This window comes from uncultured Thiodictyon sp., assembly GCF_903828115.1.
GTDB lineage: Bacteria > Pseudomonadota > Gammaproteobacteria > Chromatiales > Chromatiaceae > Thiodictyon.
Window position 1 is genome coordinate 12,082 of sequence record NZ_CAIKKU010000239.1, and the last position, 16,271, is coordinate 28,352.

The 16,271-nt window shown below is 65.4% G+C and carries 16 protein-coding genes; 2 read left to right on the forward strand and 14 right to left on the reverse strand.

Going from position 1 to position 16,271, the window contains the following annotated elements:
* Positions 1 to 3: 3 nt before the first annotated feature.
* From QZY48_RS08845 to QZY48_RS08865, 5 genes are read right to left on the reverse strand one after another with little or no spacing between them, the layout of a single operon-like run.
* Positions 4 to 828 carry an FkbM family methyltransferase gene (locus QZY48_RS08845; RefSeq protein ID WP_295430228.1) on the reverse strand — a complete coding sequence of 275 codons (825 nt, stop codon included), beginning with the start codon at positions 826 to 828 and terminating at the stop codon, positions 4 to 6.
* Positions 818 to 2,008, reverse strand: a complete 1,191-nt coding sequence (locus tag QZY48_RS08850; protein WP_295430230.1) for a glycosyltransferase — start codon at positions 2,006 to 2,008, stop codon at positions 818 to 820. Before QZY48_RS08850 ends, QZY48_RS08845 begins: the two co-directional genes overlap by 11 nt.
* 32 nt (positions 2,009 to 2,040) lie before the next feature.
* Positions 2,041 to 2,877: a glycosyltransferase gene (locus QZY48_RS08855; RefSeq protein ID WP_295430232.1), complete on the reverse strand. Its 837-nt coding sequence runs from the start codon at positions 2,875 to 2,877 to the stop codon at positions 2,041 to 2,043.
* On the reverse strand, positions 2,871 to 3,632 hold the full coding sequence (locus QZY48_RS08860; protein WP_295430234.1) for a class I SAM-dependent methyltransferase: 762 nt from the start codon (positions 3,630 to 3,632) through the stop codon (positions 2,871 to 2,873). Before QZY48_RS08860 ends, QZY48_RS08855 begins: the two co-directional genes overlap by 7 nt.
* A gap of 19 nt (positions 3,633 to 3,651) precedes the next feature.
* A complete protein-coding gene (locus QZY48_RS08865) occupies positions 3,652 to 5,097 on the reverse strand; it encodes a flippase (protein ID WP_295430236.1) in 1,446 nt (481 codons plus the stop codon).
* Positions 5,098 to 5,397: 300 nt separating this feature from the next.
* Here QZY48_RS08865 and QZY48_RS08870 point away from each other — a divergent pair, with 300 nt between their 5' ends.
* Positions 5,398 to 6,729 carry a PilT/PilU family type 4a pilus ATPase gene (locus QZY48_RS08870; RefSeq protein WP_295430238.1) on the forward strand — a complete coding sequence of 444 codons (1,332 nt, stop codon included), beginning with the start codon at positions 5,398 to 5,400 and terminating at the stop codon, positions 6,727 to 6,729.
* Between the two features lie 57 nt (positions 6,730 to 6,786).
* Positions 6,787 to 7,842 (forward strand): PilT/PilU family type 4a pilus ATPase, encoded by a 1,056-nt coding sequence (locus tag QZY48_RS08875; RefSeq protein ID WP_295430240.1) that lies wholly within the window; start codon positions 6,787 to 6,789, stop codon positions 7,840 to 7,842.
* On the opposite strand, the gene gspD is transcribed toward QZY48_RS08875, so the two are convergent.
* The 9 genes from gspD to gspG all read right to left on the reverse strand — a co-directional run bounded on the left by gspD (position 7,839) and on the right by gspG (position 16,063).
* Entirely contained in the window at positions 7,839 to 10,193 is a 2,355-nt protein-coding gene (gene gspD, locus QZY48_RS08880; RefSeq protein ID WP_295430242.1) for a type II secretion system secretin GspD, read from the reverse strand. The genes QZY48_RS08875 and gspD overlap by 4 nt on opposite strands.
* A complete protein-coding gene (locus QZY48_RS08885) occupies positions 10,159 to 10,866 on the reverse strand; it encodes a type II secretion system protein N (RefSeq protein ID WP_295430244.1) in 708 nt (235 codons plus the stop codon). Before QZY48_RS08885 ends, gspD begins: the two co-directional genes overlap by 35 nt.
* Positions 10,866 to 11,522, reverse strand: coding sequence for a type II secretion system protein GspM (gspM, locus tag QZY48_RS08890; RefSeq protein WP_295430246.1), 657 nt, complete (start codon positions 11,520 to 11,522; stop codon positions 10,866 to 10,868). Before gspM ends, QZY48_RS08885 begins: the two co-directional genes overlap by 1 nt.
* An 84-nt stretch (positions 11,523 to 11,606) precedes the next feature.
* Positions 11,607 to 12,707, reverse strand: a complete 1,101-nt coding sequence (locus QZY48_RS08895; protein WP_295430248.1) for a PilN domain-containing protein — start codon at positions 12,705 to 12,707, stop codon at positions 11,607 to 11,609.
* Between the two features lie 312 nt (positions 12,708 to 13,019).
* Positions 13,020 to 14,036, reverse strand: a complete 1,017-nt coding sequence (locus QZY48_RS08900) for a type II secretion system protein GspK (protein ID WP_295430250.1) — start codon at positions 14,034 to 14,036, stop codon at positions 13,020 to 13,022.
* Positions 13,994 to 14,716 (reverse strand): prepilin-type N-terminal cleavage/methylation domain-containing protein, encoded by a 723-nt coding sequence (locus QZY48_RS08905; RefSeq protein ID WP_295430252.1) that lies wholly within the window; start codon positions 14,714 to 14,716, stop codon positions 13,994 to 13,996. The genes QZY48_RS08900 and QZY48_RS08905 overlap by 43 nt, the downstream gene beginning before the upstream one ends.
* Position 14,717: 1 nt before the next feature.
* On the reverse strand, positions 14,718 to 15,131 hold the full coding sequence (locus QZY48_RS08910) for a prepilin-type N-terminal cleavage/methylation domain-containing protein (RefSeq protein WP_295430254.1): 414 nt from the start codon (positions 15,129 to 15,131) through the stop codon (positions 14,718 to 14,720).
* Entirely contained in the window at positions 15,128 to 15,622 is a 495-nt protein-coding gene (locus tag QZY48_RS08915; RefSeq protein WP_295430256.1) for a type II secretion system protein, read from the reverse strand. Before QZY48_RS08915 ends, QZY48_RS08910 begins: the two co-directional genes overlap by 4 nt.
* Positions 15,623 to 15,634: 12 nt before the next feature.
* Positions 15,635 to 16,063 carry a type II secretion system major pseudopilin GspG gene (gspG, locus tag QZY48_RS08920; RefSeq protein ID WP_295430258.1) on the reverse strand — a complete coding sequence of 143 codons (429 nt, stop codon included), beginning with the start codon at positions 16,061 to 16,063 and terminating at the stop codon, positions 15,635 to 15,637.
* Positions 16,064 to 16,271: the final 208 nt, after the last annotated feature.

Below are 16,271 nucleotides of genomic sequence, written 5' to 3' on the forward strand. Positions count from 1 at the left end.
GCTTTACCCGAGGCCGAGCAAGGCCGGGCAGCAGGAACGGATGCGCGCCAGATGCCCGGGCTGGAGGAACCAGTGGTTGACCCCGCTGGAGCGCTCTGACCAGGGGAGCAGTCGCCCGTCCTCCAGTGTAAAGACCCGGTATCCCTCGCCGGCCAGCAGCGCGAACACGGCGGCGCGCGCTGACTCCGACGGCACCACCGCCGCTCCGTCGATCTCCACCAGCAAGGCTGGCCGACAGCGGCGGATGGTCTTCAGACTACCCTGCAGACAGGGCAGTTCGTGGCCCTCCACATCGACCTTCAGCAAGGTCACCGACAGCGACCGCAGCAACCCATCAAGGGCCAGGCTCGGCACCCGTTGGCTGTGGCGGTCGGGCTGCGCGGTGACCCGGGCCAAATAGTGATTCGTCAGCCCCCAGCGATCACGGGGTGCCGACATCCACACCAAGCCGTCAGCGTCACTGGCCGCGGCCCGCCGCGTGGTCAGGTTGCGGCAGCGCGACTGCGCGGCCAGGCGCCGCAGCACCGCATAGGTCCATGGCATGGGCTCCAATGCCAGCACCTGACCGCGGGGGCCGACCCGGCTGGCGCAGGCAAAGCAGTACAGTCCGACATTGGCACCCACGTCAACCACCGTATCACCTGGTTGCAACAGCCCCAGGCACACCGCCAAGTCCGGTTCGGCGCCCGGGTCCAGCGTGGCGAGGAGGCGACGGTAATACCCGGTCGCCAGCCACGCCGCCAGTTCCGGAGGCAGGCGATCGTTGACCCAATGCCCAAGTCGGCGCCAGGACGCATTGCTCCACCCGGCGACCCGATCAGCCTGCATGTCTTGAACCCATGTCCGCATCACCGCAATGCCGGAGCCAGTCCGCGACCAGTACACGCACCTCGGTCATGAACCGCTCGGTCGAAAACAACGTTGCCCGCTGCGTGAGATAGGCCTGCACTTCTCGCTGCCGACCGGGATTTTCCAACAGCCGAACGATCTTCGCTACCGCCTCGTCTTCATCCTGGTAAGTCAATTCGTTGGTCCCGACGATCTCCGCGGGTCCCCCTTGGTGCGGGACGAAGGCAATACATCCCGCCTTGACATATTCCGCCACCGCGACACCGAATGCCTCTCCCAGACATCCATGTATCGCGAAGCGGTGGCGCGCCAAGAACGCCATCTTCTCTGCCCCTGCCATATAGCCCACGGCCGAACACCAGTTACTGTTGCGCGCGATCCGGTCGCGGATCATCTGTCCGTATTCATCATCACCGATCGTCCCCATGAGGTGCAGGTGCACGTCGTGGCCAGCCGCCCTGACCCGCGCCAAGATGTCGATCATACCGACGATGCGCTTCTCGTGAGTGACCCGGCCCAGAATGACGAACCCAGCTTCCCGCTGCGCCCAAGGAAGCGCCGCTACAGCGTCGGCGACCGGCGGAAAGATCACCCGATTGCTGAGCAGTCCCAGGCGTGAGCGGAGCAAATTGGCGGTCCATGTAGAGTTGGCGACCAGCCAATCTTCGACGCCACGGTAATCGCTCCTGCCGACGATCGTGCGTGTCACGGTCGCATAGCCTTTGCGCAGCATTCCCGGGCGATGGAACAGCCGCCGTACCCCCCCGGGTAGCGGGTGGTATCGGTGACGCAAGGCATCGTCGAAGGACATATCGGCGATGAATTGGATCGCGGGCCTGCCGAAATCCATCATGTTATAACCACTGATGCAGACATCGAACCCTGATGCCACTGAGCGCAAGTAGCGCGCGAACAGCGCTCCGCGCAAGGCATCCGTATGACCAATGGCCCGTCGCAGCCATTGTGGGGCGCACAATATACCCATGTCTATTTCTTCAAGACTCGTTCCACAGTGTCGATTCAACTGTCCGAGATCGCAAGGACAGCCCGTTACGATGCCGACTTTGTGGGAACCAAGCAATGCCTGGACACCCCACGCGACAGCAAGCTCAGAACCGCCCGAAAGCAAACACGGATGCCCGAATAGAATGGCGGCCATCTATCGTCATCAACCCATTGGCGATTCATTATTCAAGGTGGTCCAGCAGAGCAACCACCAAGGTGGTGTACATACGCGCCATCGCAAATCGCGACCCGACCGCCACACGCGGTCAGCTTTCTACAAAGATCACTATCGTTTCCGTAGTGCGGCCGACACTCCGAGAAGCCCCCCACCCTCTCCCAATCCAATCTTCGGAGGAATAGTGCGGAGCCACTCACCGGTGGTTCGACGACGCGCGGAGCGCGATGACGGTAACGACGGAAAAGCCTCTCAGCGTACCAAAAAATCTGCTCTTCACGCCAGACGTTGCGGCAGAGTGCTGCGCGCCTGTCAGTCTGAGATATCAAGCCCGCACTTGTTCGTGGGCCTACCGCCATCAGCAAGGGCTCATGCCGCAGCGCGCGAATGCACAAGGACCAAGAGTGTTGCGTGACTACCGTATCGGAATTCAAGAAGCAAAGAATCGGCCGTGTCGCAAGAAGTGCCCCGCCCATGCAGGCGCCGCTGTGATAGCTATTGCGTCGATTGTGACGGGTAATCCACGCATTGCGGCTGGCATAATCTCTGATGACAGCGCTCGCCCGCTGATCCGTTGATCCGTCATCGATAATGATGACCTCAGCCTTGCCGGCAAAGCGCTCAAGGCTACGCAGGCAACGTTCCGTTTCAAGAGGAGCATTAAAAACCGGGACGATAATAGAAAGCTCCTGCGTGGCCGTCACTTCATCCTCCGAGAAGAGGGGATTCGGCCAGGCCCCGATGCCGATCGAAAGTGCGCGCACGTAGGCGGCCTTGGTCTTGATCTGCCACTGCGCCGGAAGCCGACGATAGAGTGGAACAAATAATTCGTCGAAGGATCTCAACATCGCGGCAAAGAGGCATCGACGACATAGACGCCGATACCAAATCCTCTCTGGTCAGTTGACGCGATCACTTCCGAGCCTGCTAGCCGATGACGAACATCGCGCCAGTACCTGGGTACTTCGGTCGTGGCATCGTCGCCAGGATGAATGTCATGAAACGCAATCAAGCCGCCGTGGCCGACAAATCGGGCATAGCATTCGTGATCCTGCCGTACCCCATCGTAAGCGTGATCGCCATCGATAAAAAGAAAGTCGACGGATCGGCCCGACAGCAAGCGATCCAGCTTCCGCACCATGCCCGGATCATGCGAATCACCGCGCAGCAAGGTTACCTTCTGACCCGGCAACGCAAAGCGGCGATACAATGGCGCCCGCCATCCGGAATAGCCGCCGCCAACGTCACCGCCAGGAAGATCGATGCTTATCAACAACGCATCTGGCGCGGCAACGCGGGTCCACATGAACAATGTACCACCGCCGGCAGTGCCGATCTCCAACACCACCTTTGGCCGGAGCCGCCTAACCCGATCGATGAGTACGCAAATTTCAGAATCCAACTGCCACGGATTGAACCAACCCGACGCCAGTGTGCGCGTATAAGAGAGTAGTTCAATTGAATTATTGAATGATCGATTCTTGTCGAGTTCGCGATAGGCGCCAAACCAGCGAACACAGCGATCATATATGGCTGTGAAAAGCCCGCGCAGCCCGGCGCGCGACAATTCAGATTGGATTCTGCTCAGTGCCCTGGCTACCATAACACCGTTTCCGTTGACATCATTTCGCTGCTACCCGTCCGGGCGGCAGGACACGTCGAAAGACATTGGGGGCCCGACGGGCCGTCCACAACGCCATAGCCCCAAGAAGAAGAGTAAACAGCGTCCACCGCATCGGCGACGATGGCGGCAAGCTGGACACCATCGCCGTGGAGCAGAATATCATAATAACAGGCGCTACCAAGAGCCCGTAGTCTCTGATTTCAGCGCCGCTGAGAGTGAGTAACAGCACGGCATCAATAGCCACGCGCACAACCCAAGCGAGCGCCGCCCCGAGGATACCCCAAGTCCATAGCAGAACGCACAGCAGGAGCGCATACGGCACCAACTCCGCAAGGTGAACGACGGCCACGGTTCGCGCATCCCCCGCCCCTTGCAGGCGCGCGCAGGGTATGTACGCGAGCGAATTGAACCACAGGCCAAGGAGGAGGACCTCAGCAACCGGCACTGACTGGGCGGCAACATCCGGCCCCAGCCACAGGTGAAGCAACGGAGCAGTCAGCCAGATCGCCACGAAAACAGTGGGCGTTATGATCAAAGCGAGCCCTTGCAGCGCACTGCCCATCAAATCGTCACGATCGGACCGGGTGCCGACGGCAAAACGCGGGAAGATCGCGCCGGATAGGCTCCCCGCAAGCATAATCCCGCGGGCTACCAAACCTTGGGGGATGGCGTAGAAGGTGACGGCACTCGCGCCCAAGACTGTTGCGATGATCACACGATCAGCCACGGCCAGCAAGGGTCCCAGCACCGCCGTGACGGAGATCCAGCCGCCATACCCCAGCAGAGACCGCAAGCGCCCCGCGTCGAACGCGATCGGTGCCGTAAGAGGGACATGGCGGCGGCAGAGAGCGAACAGAAGGACGATTCCCAGGACGCGCGGGGCCAAGGTCGCCGGAATGAGCCAGTCCAAGGCGGTATATCCGGCCGCGGCTGCCGCCAGCGGCAGGACCAGTGCGAGGCTCGTCACCAAGACCTGTACGACATTGAGTGAAAGGAACTTCTCTCTTCCTTGCAGCGCGCCCGCCAAGGCGCTTGCACTCAGGGTGACGGGCAAAGCGAGGGAAAGCCAAGGAAGCGCGCAATACAGTTCAACTTGGAGGGCTGCCGCCCCGGGCCTGGTGTTGCTGAACACGAGTTGGCCGACAGTCCACATCACGAGCCCAGCGATCGACCCCAAGGCGGTTATCACCACCAGCGCCGTCCAAACGACAGCCGCCCGCTCGGTCGATGACGCTTGGTCCAGTTGCGCGACACGTTGGGCGGTCGCCCGCGACATACCCAGATCAAAGAGCCCCATATACCCGAGCAATACCCATACAATCGCGAGTGCGCCGTATCGCTCTGCGCCTATCAGGCCCAGAAATGTCGGGAGCGTAACCAGCGTTACCGCCAGGGGGATCAACTGACCCGATAAGTTATAGAGGGTATCGCGGCGGATCGACATGACGCAGAGTGTGCCATAAAGGGCGGCCCCTCTGCGACCCCGCGCTGTCTGCCGACTTGGGCGGGGAGCGAACCTTGCGGGACGCTTGGCAGGCGGCGAGACTCAGCCGTCATCCGGATCGGCAATCCCAGCCATTTCTCTAACATTATGATAGTGCTTCGTATTATCCTGGACGCTCCGGTTGCATAATCCCCTGCCCGGGTCTATCGTCTGTACGCCGGAGGCCGTGCCACCGGCCGCCGCTAGACGACATGCAACCACACTGCGACCGAAGGCCATACGACCGCGACCGGGGACCCCATGGACCGCCAAGAAGCCACCAAATTCATGCTCGACTGCCTGCGGACCATGCTGGCCCGCAACGGCTCCGACCTCTTCATCACCGCGGACTTCCCGCCCGCCTGCAAGATCGACGGGCGCATGACGCCGCTCAGTGATCGCACCCTGAGCGGGGTGCAGACCAGCGTGCTCGTGCGTGCCATCATGAACGACCGCCAGGTGCGGGAGTACGAAGCCCACAAGGAGTGTAATTTTGCCATCAGCCCCCAGGGCATCGGGCGCTTCCGCGTCAACGCCTTCATCCAGCAGGGGCTTTCGGGCGCGGTGCTGCGCACCATCACGAGCAGCATCCCGGAGCTGGACGATCTGAATCTCCCGCCGGTGCTCAAGGACCTGATCATGACCAAGCGGGGCCTGATCCTGGTGGTCGGGGGCACCGGTTCGGGTAAGTCGACCTCGCTCGCGGCCATGATCGGGCACCGCAACAAGAACAGTTACGGCCACATCATCACCATCGAGGACCCGGTGGAGTATGTCCATCCGCACCGCAACTGCCTGATCACACAGCGCGAGGTGGGGGTCGACACCGAGGGCTGGGACACCGCCCTGATGAACACCCTGCGCCAGGCCCCGGATGTGATCCTGATCGGGGAGATCCGCGCCCGCGAGACCATGGAGCACGCCATCAACTTTGCCGAGACCGGCCACCTGTGCCTGTCCACCCTGCACGCCAACAGCGCCAACCAGGCCCTGGACCGCATCATCAATCTGTTCCCCGAGGAGCGCCGGGTGCAACTGCTGATGGATCTGTCGCTGAACCTCAAGGCGGTCATCTCCCAGCGGCTCCTGCCCTGCAGCAGCGGCGGGCGCATCGCCGCGATCGAGATCATGATCAACTCGCCGCTGATCCAGGACCTGATTTTCAAGGGCGATGTGCACGGCATCAAGGGCATCATGAAGAAGTCCCGGGAACTGGGGATGCAGACCTTCGACATGGCCCTGTTCGCCCTCTACGAGGCGGGCAAGATCAGCTATGAGGACGCCTTACGCAGCGCCGATTCGATGAACGAACTGCGTCTCGCCATTAAGCTTGAGGGTCACGAGGCCCAGGGCCGGGATATGTTCGCGGACGTGGAGGGGTATTCGATCGTGAAGGACGGCGAGGATCTGATCCCCGACGTTCCCCTCTTTGGCGCCCCGCCCCCCAGGCCGGCGCCGCCGTCGGGCGCGACGAGCGAGACGAGCGGCGGCGTGCCCTTCGGCCAGCCCGAGACCAGCACCGGCCTGGCCGTGGAGACGACCGGTCCGGCGTTGGTCTACCAGGCGGGGGTCCGCAAAGAGCGGAGCAACTGAAGCCCGCGCACCGACCCACCCGGCTGGCCGCCGCGGTCCTGAACTGGAGACGCCCGATTGGATATCGCCCCCTATCTCGAAATGATGGTCCGGCACGACGCCTCGGACCTGTTCTTCACCCCGGGCTCGCCGGTCAGGATCAAGATCGAGGGGGTCATCCGTCCGATCGGTGAGAGTCCGGCCTCACCGGAGTTTTGTCGTGACGCGGTGTTGTCGATCCTGGACGCGGACAAGGCAAGCGCCTTCGCAACCGAGTGGGAGGTGGATTTCGCCATTGCCCTGGGGGACCGGGCGCGCTTCCGGGTCAATGCCTTCCACCAGCGCGGGGAGGCGGCCATGGTGCTGCGCTATATCCGCGCGAGCATCCCCACCGCGGCGGAGTTGGGCCTGCCGCCGATCCTGCCCAAGCTTATGACGCACAAGCGCGGGATCATCCTGATGGTCGGGTCGACCGGGTCCGGCAAGTCCACCACCCTGGCGGCGATGATCGATGCCCGCAACGCCGCCGCCCCCGGTCATATCCTCACCATCGAGGACCCGGTGGAGTTCGTGCACCCCCACAAGCAGTGCATCGTCAACCAGCGCGAGGTCGGGGTCGATACCAAGAGCTACGCCGCCGCCCTGAAGAGCTCGCTGCGCGAGGCCCCGGACGTGATCCTGATCGGGGAGATCCGCACCCGCGAGACCATGGAGGCGGCCATCGAGTTGGCCGGCACCGGGCACCTGGCCATCTCCACCCTGCACGCCAACAATGCCCACCAGGCGCTGGAGCGGGTCATCAACATGTTTCCCCAGGAGTTGCACAAGACCCTGTTCCTGGATCTCTCCATCAACATGCGCGCCATCGTCTCCCAGCGCCTGGTGCGCACCGTGAGCGGCAAGCGCTCCGCGGCCATCGAGGTGCTGGTCAACACCCCGCACATCGCCGATCTGATCCGCGACGGGCGGGTGGACGAGGTCAGTGAGGCGATGCAGGGCAGTAGCGAGGACGGCATGAAAACCTTCGACGACGCCCTGCTCGAGCTCTTTCACGCCGGGACCATCAGCTTCAGCGAGGCCCTGGCCAATGCCGACTCCGGCCCCAATCTCGAGGCCAAGATCAACTTCGCCTAAAACTTGAATTGCAGGCCGCGCATCCGATCGCGAAAATCGTTGTTGACCGACTCGATGTCCTGGTCACTGGCGATGACCTTGGGGATCAGGATGACGATGAGTTCGGTCCGCTTCGAGCCCTTCCCCCGCGTCCCGAACAGGGGGCCGGCGACGGGCACGTCGTAGAGGCCCGGTATGCCGGACTTCGAGTCGGCACGGGAGTCTTCTATCAGGCCACCCAGGACCACCGCCTGATTGGAACGGACCGCAACCGTACTGGTGATCTGGCGCAATCCAAAGGTGGGGTTGTTGGGCGTATCGGAAGCGACTTTGTTGCTGACCTCCTGGAAGATAACCATCTGCACCAGTCCGCCGGGGGTCACGCGCGGTTTGACCTTGAGTTTGACGCCGACCTTCTTGTACTCATAACTATTGAGGATATTGGAGCCGGCCTGGAGCGCTTGCTGCTGCTGGGTCTGCACCGGAACTTCTTGACCAACCTCGATATTGGCTTCTTGATTATCGATCACCATGACGGACGGCGAAGATAGGACGTTGACCAGACCCTGGCTGGCGAGCGCATGGAGATTGGCAATCAGCCGCCCCGGATTGGCGACAATGGCCCAGTTGAAGCCCGGGAAGGTCCGGGCGAGTGCGTTCGCCGCCGCGGCGGTCGTCGTCGCCGCGGTGCCGGTCGTGCCGCCGGTCGTGAGGGGGGCCACCGCGTTGCGGTTAGTCGTGACGCCGTCCAGGGCAAAATCACTCTTGTAACCATCGCTGGCGTGCGCCATCAGGTTCCAGGAGATCCCATATTTGAGCTCTCCGGTCAGGGTGATCTCGATGATGGTCGCCTCCACCAGGACCTGCAGCGGGACTATGTCGAGTTGCTTGAGTGCATCCAGGATCTTCTTGTAGTCCTTGGGGTTCGACCGCACCAGGATCGAGTTGTTCGTCGCATCGGCGACGACGCTCACCTCCGAGCTGAGTTGAAAGGTGTGCGCCTGGGCGCTTTGGCCACCGGTCCCACCGGCCCCGCCCGGTACCCCCTGCCCGCCGGATAAACCGCCGCCCGCGCCGCCGCCCTTGCCAAACCCGCTGCCGCTTCCGCCGCTGCTGCCGCCGGTGCTCCCGCCCAAGCCGCTGCCCATTTGCCCGATCACCGCGCGTGACCCGATACTCGAGGTGCCGAGCCCCGGGGCGACGCCGCCCGTGGATTGCTTTTTTTCCTTGCCGTCGCCGCCGAAGAGCTTGGAGAGCACGTCCGCCAGATTCTCGGCGTTGCCGTGCTTGACCCGGTAAACGAAGAGCTTCTCCGCGGCGCTGCCGCTCGCCTCGGCCATATCCAAGCGCTCGATCCAGTTGCGCGCCTGTTGGATATAACGCTCCTGCGGCGAGATCACCATCAGGCTGTTGGAACTCTCCACTGGGATGAAGCGGAACAGGCCCTTCATGGGATTTCCCGAGTCGTCGGCCAGCAGCCCCTCCAGTTGCGTCACCACCTCGTTGGCCTTGGCGTATTCGAGCACGAAGAAGCCGACCGAGAGACCCTTCATCCAGTCCACGTCGAACACCTTGATGGTGTCGATGAGATTGCCCATCTCCGGGCTGGTGCCGGCGACCAGGAGCAGGTTACGCAGTGTATCCACGCGCACGACGCTGCCCTCCGGGGCCAGCGGCTGGAGGATGCGGCTCATCTCGTCCGCACTGATGTACTGGAGCGGGATGACCTGGATGCTGTAGCCCGGGGGCAGGGGGCGGGTCGACTCACCGAGCTGCGGGACCAGATTGCCCTGGACCGCGTTGGCGATGGGGACCACCTCATAGGTCCCGGACTTGTAGACGATCGCCGCGTTGTTCATGCGCAGCAGCGTCTCCAGGGTCGGGATCAGGTGCTCGCGCCGCAGCGGCCGGCCGGTCTGAAGCGACGCCACGCCCTGGACCGCCGGGCTGAGCACATAATTCACCTGCAGCAGGTCGCCCAGGATGACCTTCACGACCTCGCGGATGTCGGTGCCGTCGAAGTTCAGCGTCACGTCGCCGGGGGTGGTATCCACGCTCGGGCCGGAGACCCGCCGCACGAAGCTGCCGGTCCCCCGCTGCACCGCGTCCACCGCCTTCTTGGTGTTCTTTTCATCGGACAGGTTGATGCCGGAGTCCTCGACCAGCCCGGCCGTCGGGGCCCCGGACGCGGTGGTCCCGGTCCGCCCGGCGGTCAGGTGGCCGCTGGCGGAGCCGACCTTGATCGTCGGGTCCCAATAGGCGCGCTCGCAGCCCGTGAGTCCCAGAACCGACAGGGTCAGGATCAATGCGGCCAGGGCGGGGCGCCCCGGCCGACGGCTACTGCGGCCGTTGCGGTGCTGGTCTTGGTCCATTCGGTCTCGGTTGGGGCGGCTTCGGCGGCGCGACCCGCTGGTCTGCGCCTGCCGCCTGTTTGCGTTGGGGTTCGCGCGACGGCGGCTTTAGCTGGCCCGGTGCCGCGGGGTTGGGGCGCCCGGCGGGGTTGGGGCGTACCGGCGCCGGGGCGGGTGCGGGGGGAGGCGAGGCTGGCGTCTGGGAGAAATCACGCAATAATAACTCATTCGTCTCCCCCTGTCGCTCAAACACCACGCGGTCGGCCAGGATGGCCTTGACCGACCAGCCGGCTTGCTCGTCTCCGAGTCGCAGGCGTTTGATCTGGGGTGCGCTGGGGTCGGTGATCCAGGCCGAGGTGGCCCCGGGAGAGATCAGGACCGCGCTCAGATCCAGGCCCTCCAAGGTGCCGTCCTGCACCGCCTCGGGCTCAGGTGTCGGCTCGGCGGCAGGCGGCGGCTCGGGTTTGCGCTGGGGCCGGAACAGTGGTCGCTCGGCGACGGACGCGTAGGTCTCTTTGGCCTCCGGCGGCGCCGGCGTGGTCAGTGATGCGTCGGCCGCCGCGCCCGGGTCCGCCGCGGCACCCTTATCCGACTGGGGGGGACTGACCGGCGCCAGCGGGCGCGGCCAGTCCCGCCACTGCAGCACCAGGACGCCCGCCAACGCCAGGACCACCAGGAGCGCCGCGGCCTTCATCACGCTTTGCCCCCGAGGGCGAACCCGAAGACGTCCAGGCGCACGGTCAGCTCGCCGGCCTCGTTGAGTGCCTGCGGGCGCCGGCCCGCACGGCCGCGTGCCACCTGCTCGGGCAGTTCCCCACGGGCGGAGGAGCGCACCGAGACCTGCTCGACGAACAGGAAGGGGCGCGCCTGATCGAGCTCATAGAGAATCTCGAGCAGGGTGTCGGTGGCGCCTTGGATCTGGACCCGCAGGCGCACCCGCGCCGGCTGTTCGGCCTTCTCCTCGGGCAGCAACTGGGTGCTGATCAGGCGGCCGTGGGCGGCGCTGACGATGTCCTGCACCTTGCGTGTCAGTTCCGCGCCGGCCAGGTCCGGGGTGGGGGCATCGAAATAGAAGGCCTTGAAGTCCTGATTGCTGTTGACCTTCTCCAATTCGGCGCGCAACCCGGGCAGGGTGGCAATGAGGCGCTGATAGCGCCCGAGTTGTTCCGAGCCGGCGGCGATGGCGTCGCCGAGCCGCCGGACCTCCCCCAGCCAGGGGATGGCGATGGCGGCGATGAGCAGGCCGGGGAGCAGGATCGCCGCACCCCAGACGAGTACACAGTAACGCTTGGTGGGACTAACGGCCATGGCACCCGCGCCCCCCCGAAAGATGAAAGTTGCGGGCGCCATGGCCGTTCCCTCTCCCCGGCCCTCCCCCGGCGGGGGAGGGAGATAAGGAGCGCGCTCCCGGCGCGACTTTCACGGTAATCTGGGTCATGGCGGGGCGGGCTCGGCACGTTTGTAATTGAAGGCGAGGTTGAAGCGTTCCTTGCCGGTCTGGGCCACCTGGGTCACCGGTGAGCGGAACGAGACCCCGGAGATCCCCGGGGCACCCTCCAGGAGGCCGATCAGGGCCGTGGCCCGACCGGACTCACCGCGCACCTGCACCTCGCCGCTCTGGTATTCGAGGCTCTGCACCCAGGTGTCGTCGGGGATCCGTTCGGTCAATTCCCGCAACATGTCGAGCATGCGCGGCAGTTCCCATTTCTGACGCAGGACCTCGGTACTGCCGCGCCGCGCCCGTTCCAGTTCCTGGCGGACCTGATCCACCTGCACCGCCTGGGTGCGCGCCTTACGCACCTCGGACTCCAGGGTCTCCAGGGTGCGCGAGCGCTGCCACAGGGGCGTGACCAGTACCCCCGCACCCAAGAGCAGGATCACGGCCAGCAGCAACTTGCCCGGATCGAGCAGCGGCTGACGGCGGCGCGGGCGCTCGGCCGGGGGCAGGAGATTGGCCTGGGGCCAGGCCCCCTCCCAGGTCACCTGATCCACCGGTGACCCGGCCTCACGCAGGCGCTTGAGCCAGCCCTCCACCAGGTCGCGCCGGGTCAGGGCCAGGTCCAGCGTGAGGCGCGCCTCGCCCTTGCCGCCGCCGACCACGAGCGAGTCATAGACCACCTGCTCGGGCCGGAAGGGCGAGAGCCGGTCCAACTCATAGCGCAGGACGGTCGCCAGATTGTCGCGGACCTGGGCCGGCAGCGAGGTGCGGCGGGTCAACACGGCAGTCGCCGGCAGCAACAGGATGGTCCGGCGATGCTGATCCTTGGAGCGGTCGGCCAGGACCCCGGGCAGCGGCTCTCGCCCGCCGAGGTCGAGAGTCCCCAAGACCTCCCTGGTCTCCCCCGCGATCCACTCCAGACGGGCAGCAGGGCCGTCCGCACGGATGACCAGGCGCCGATCGCGCCGCGCCAGGTAGCGTCGCACGAGCGTCGGCAGACAGGCGAGGAAGCGCTCGCCGGACGGGCGCGGGGCGCTGGCCCAAGAGCGTCGCGCGAGCCCGCCCCAGGGTAATTTCAGAGCATCGATCAGGGCCATGGAACGAATACCGATTTATTAAGCAAGTCCATTAGAGGATGCGCTCAGCGTCGTTGTCGTTGTCGTTGTCGTAATCGAGGTTATCGTAGTGCCCGGATTCTCCTGAACCCCAAATTACATCGCCGCTCCGGATACGACTACGATTACGATTACGACAACGACAACGACAACGATGGTGTCTGTGCCTAACCTGTGCTTGACTGGTTACTGAGCGGGCGGACCATCCCGCCTAAATCCGTCGCGCTACGCATCCCGGGGCACCGGCGCGAAAATACCTGGGCAGTGTAAGTCGGGCGCCCCGCCGGGCGCCAGTCAGCCGGTCGGCGCACCGTTCGGGGACGGCGGCGGCGGCGCCATCAGCCCGAAGCGCCGCCACCGCACCTGGTAGGGCGGGTTCCCGCCGGGCGTGATGCTCACCAGGGCCTCCATGGTCCGAGCCGTCGCCGCTCCCTGCTCCTTGATCTGGATGCGGTAGATGGGACCGCCGCGGTTGAGCGCGGGCGGCGCCTGGGCGCCCGGCACCCCCGGGCCGGCGCGTTGCTCGACCTGGAGTTGGGCGTCCGCAAGCGCGATGCCCTGTTGGGCGGCGATCACGGCCGCCGAGGCGAAGGTCAGGTCCACCACGTCGCCTTCGGTATCGACGGTCACCTCCGGGGCCAGGTGCTGGTAGACCTCACGGTTGACCCCCAGGACCTGCTGCAACTCCTCCACCGCGACGAAGGGGGCGTTCTTGGGCCCCAGCGCCCGCCCGGCGCTCTCGTACTCGCTGGCCTCGGCGCCGTTCAGGAGCTTGAGGTCATCCTCGTCGCGCCAGTCGACGATGGCGTCGGCGATAGCCTGCGCCTCCTGCTCCGGCGCCCCCAGCGCCGCAAGCAGCGCGGACAGCACCTGCGCGGACGCCTCGTTCAGGTTGATCCGGGACTGCTCGTTGAACACGGCGATGGACAGCGCGTTGCCGTCGAAGTCCCAGGGTCGGGGCGACCCGTCGGGGACCCAATCCGGCGTTTGCGAGGCGTCATCGGCCGCCGTCAGGTCACCCGTGCTGCCTTGCCGGGCGCTCCCCTGGCCGACATTTTCCGCGGGCGGCGGGGCCATAAAGCTGAAGACGGCATAGGCGATCGCCGCATCCGCCGAGGCGCCGAAGCGGGCCTGCGCGATCAGGTTCTCCGTCAGCGCGGTCTCGGTGCGCCCGGCCGCGGTCATCCCCACCGCCATGACCGTCAGCAGGGTGAGGACCCAGAGGACCAGGACCAGGGCGATGCCGCGGCGCGCACCCCCGCGGTGCCTCAGGCGCGCAGGGCGGGCAGGGCGACGATCAGGTCCGGCCATGTCTGGTCAACCGTGCTCAGGTGGATGCGGATCAGGGCCGGCGGCGCTGGTTGCTCCAGCCACTCCTTATGCCAGGCGGGGTCATTCTCCCCCGCCAAGACCCCGTAGTAATTGATTTCGATCTCCGCCACGCCCTCCAGCAGCAGGGTGCGCCCGAAGGCCCCGGCGGCCGCGTCCCGGTCCAGGGCCGCCCCCCCCAGACCCATCCGCGTGTTCTCCTTGAGCGGCTCCCACTTCACCGTGCCCTCAAGCGTGCCCTCCAGCACCTGCGGGTGCATCAGCCAGCGGGTCAGAATCAGGGCGCGCTGCCGCCCGGCCCCCTCGACCTGCAGGCGCAGGATATAGACACCGGGGACCCCGACATGTTCGGACAGCGGGGCCGCATACTCCACGCGCTCGGCGTCACCGGCGAACACCGGCAGCAGGGCGCCGTCGAACATCAGGCTGACCGGGCGCGCCTGGATCAGGGTGCGCAACAGGAAGCCGTGGGCGAGCCGCACGGCCCCGACGCGCTCCGCGGTGATATCGACCAGGTCCCAGGACCGGGTGCCCACCCGCAACCCGGCAAACAGCAACACCATAATCAGGGAAACCATCGCGAGCGCGATCAGCAACTCCACCAGGGTGAAGCCGCGCGCCGCGCGCGCTCGCCGGAAATCAAGGTCGAACCGGACGTGCATGCTATTGCGCCGGCTCCCCCAGCCGCAGGGTGCTGAGCGTCAGGCGCCGCACCCGCGCGCCCTCCTGCCACAGGGCGGTCACCGTGACCCGATAGGCGGTCACGGCGGGCACCACATCGGAGAGCCCCGAAGCCGTGGGCGTCTCGCCGAGTTCGACCGGGACTATGCCGATCTGCCAGGCGAAGCCGTCTTCCGGGTCGCCGGAGACCGGACCCTCCTTGAGCGGGATGGCGCTGCCCACCGCGGCCAGGCGCGCCTGCGCCAGCGCCGCGGCGCGGCTGTACTGGGCCGTGGTGATGGTGGTAATGGTGGCGCGCGAGAAGATCTGCATCAAGACCCCGAGCGACACGGCCAGGATCGCGAAGGCGACCAGCACCTCCAGCAGCGAAAAGCCGGCCTGACGACGGCGGCTCACTCCCGTTCCCAGGGTGCCATGCGTACCCGACCGGTGAGCCAGTTGACCCCGACCTGGTAGCCCGCGCCCCCGTTCGCCGTGTCGCGCGTCAGGAGGATGACCCCGCCGGTGGAACTGCCGTCCGGAAAGAAGCGCACGGCCCCGCGCTGATCATCGAGCATCTCACGACTGGCCGCATTGAGCTTGACGTGCACCTGGCTGGGCAGGGAGAGGGTGCGCATGCCGGTGAGCGCGAAGGTGCGTTCCTGCACATCGACGACCAGCGCGGCATCCGCGCCGGTGCGGATGGCGGTCTCCCGGGCGAGCCGCAGGGCCGCCGCGGTGCGGCGCGCCGCGGCCTTGAGTTCGACCCCGGGAAAGGCCGCGGAGATCAGGGGCGGTACCGCCGTCAGCAGCAGGGCGGCAATGGCCATGACCACCAGCAGTTCGACCATCGTGAAGCCGCGGCCACGGGCGACGCGCGGCACGCGGCCCCAGGGCGTACCGGACAAGGCGCCGGGGCCTCAGTCCCAACTCTTCACATCAGCGTTCTCGCCCTCGCCCCCCTCGCGGTTGTCCGCACCCAGGGTCCAGATGTCGACCCCGCCGTGCTCGCCGGGGAACTTGTATTGGTACTCGAAGCCCCAGGGGTCTTTCGGCACATCGCCCTTCTTGAGGTAGGGCCCGTTCCAGTTCGCGGCATTGCCGGGCTTCTTCACCAGGGCCTCAAGCCCCTCCTCCCCGGTCGGGTAGCGCCCGGTCTCCAGCCGGTACAGGTCCATGGTGGCGGCCAGGTCCTCGATCTGCAGCCGGGCGGTCTTGGTCTTGGAGGACCCCAGGAACTTCATGACCTGCGGACCCACCAACCCGGCCAGGAGGCCCAGGATGGCGAGCACGACCAGGAGCTCGACCAGGGTGAAGCCAGCGGTGCGCTTGGCACAGGACGGATACATCGCGAAACCTCTGAACCAACGAAACGATCCAGGCATTCTATGCCGACCAAGGTCGCGTGGCGAGTAATCGAGGCCCCCCGGGTACGATCAGAACTGATGTCGTGACCGAGATCCCGTGTACGCTGTCGTTGTCGTTGTCGTTGTCGTTGTCGTTGTCGTTGTCGTTGTCGTTGTCGTAATCGAATAATCCGACCACGATTACGACAAC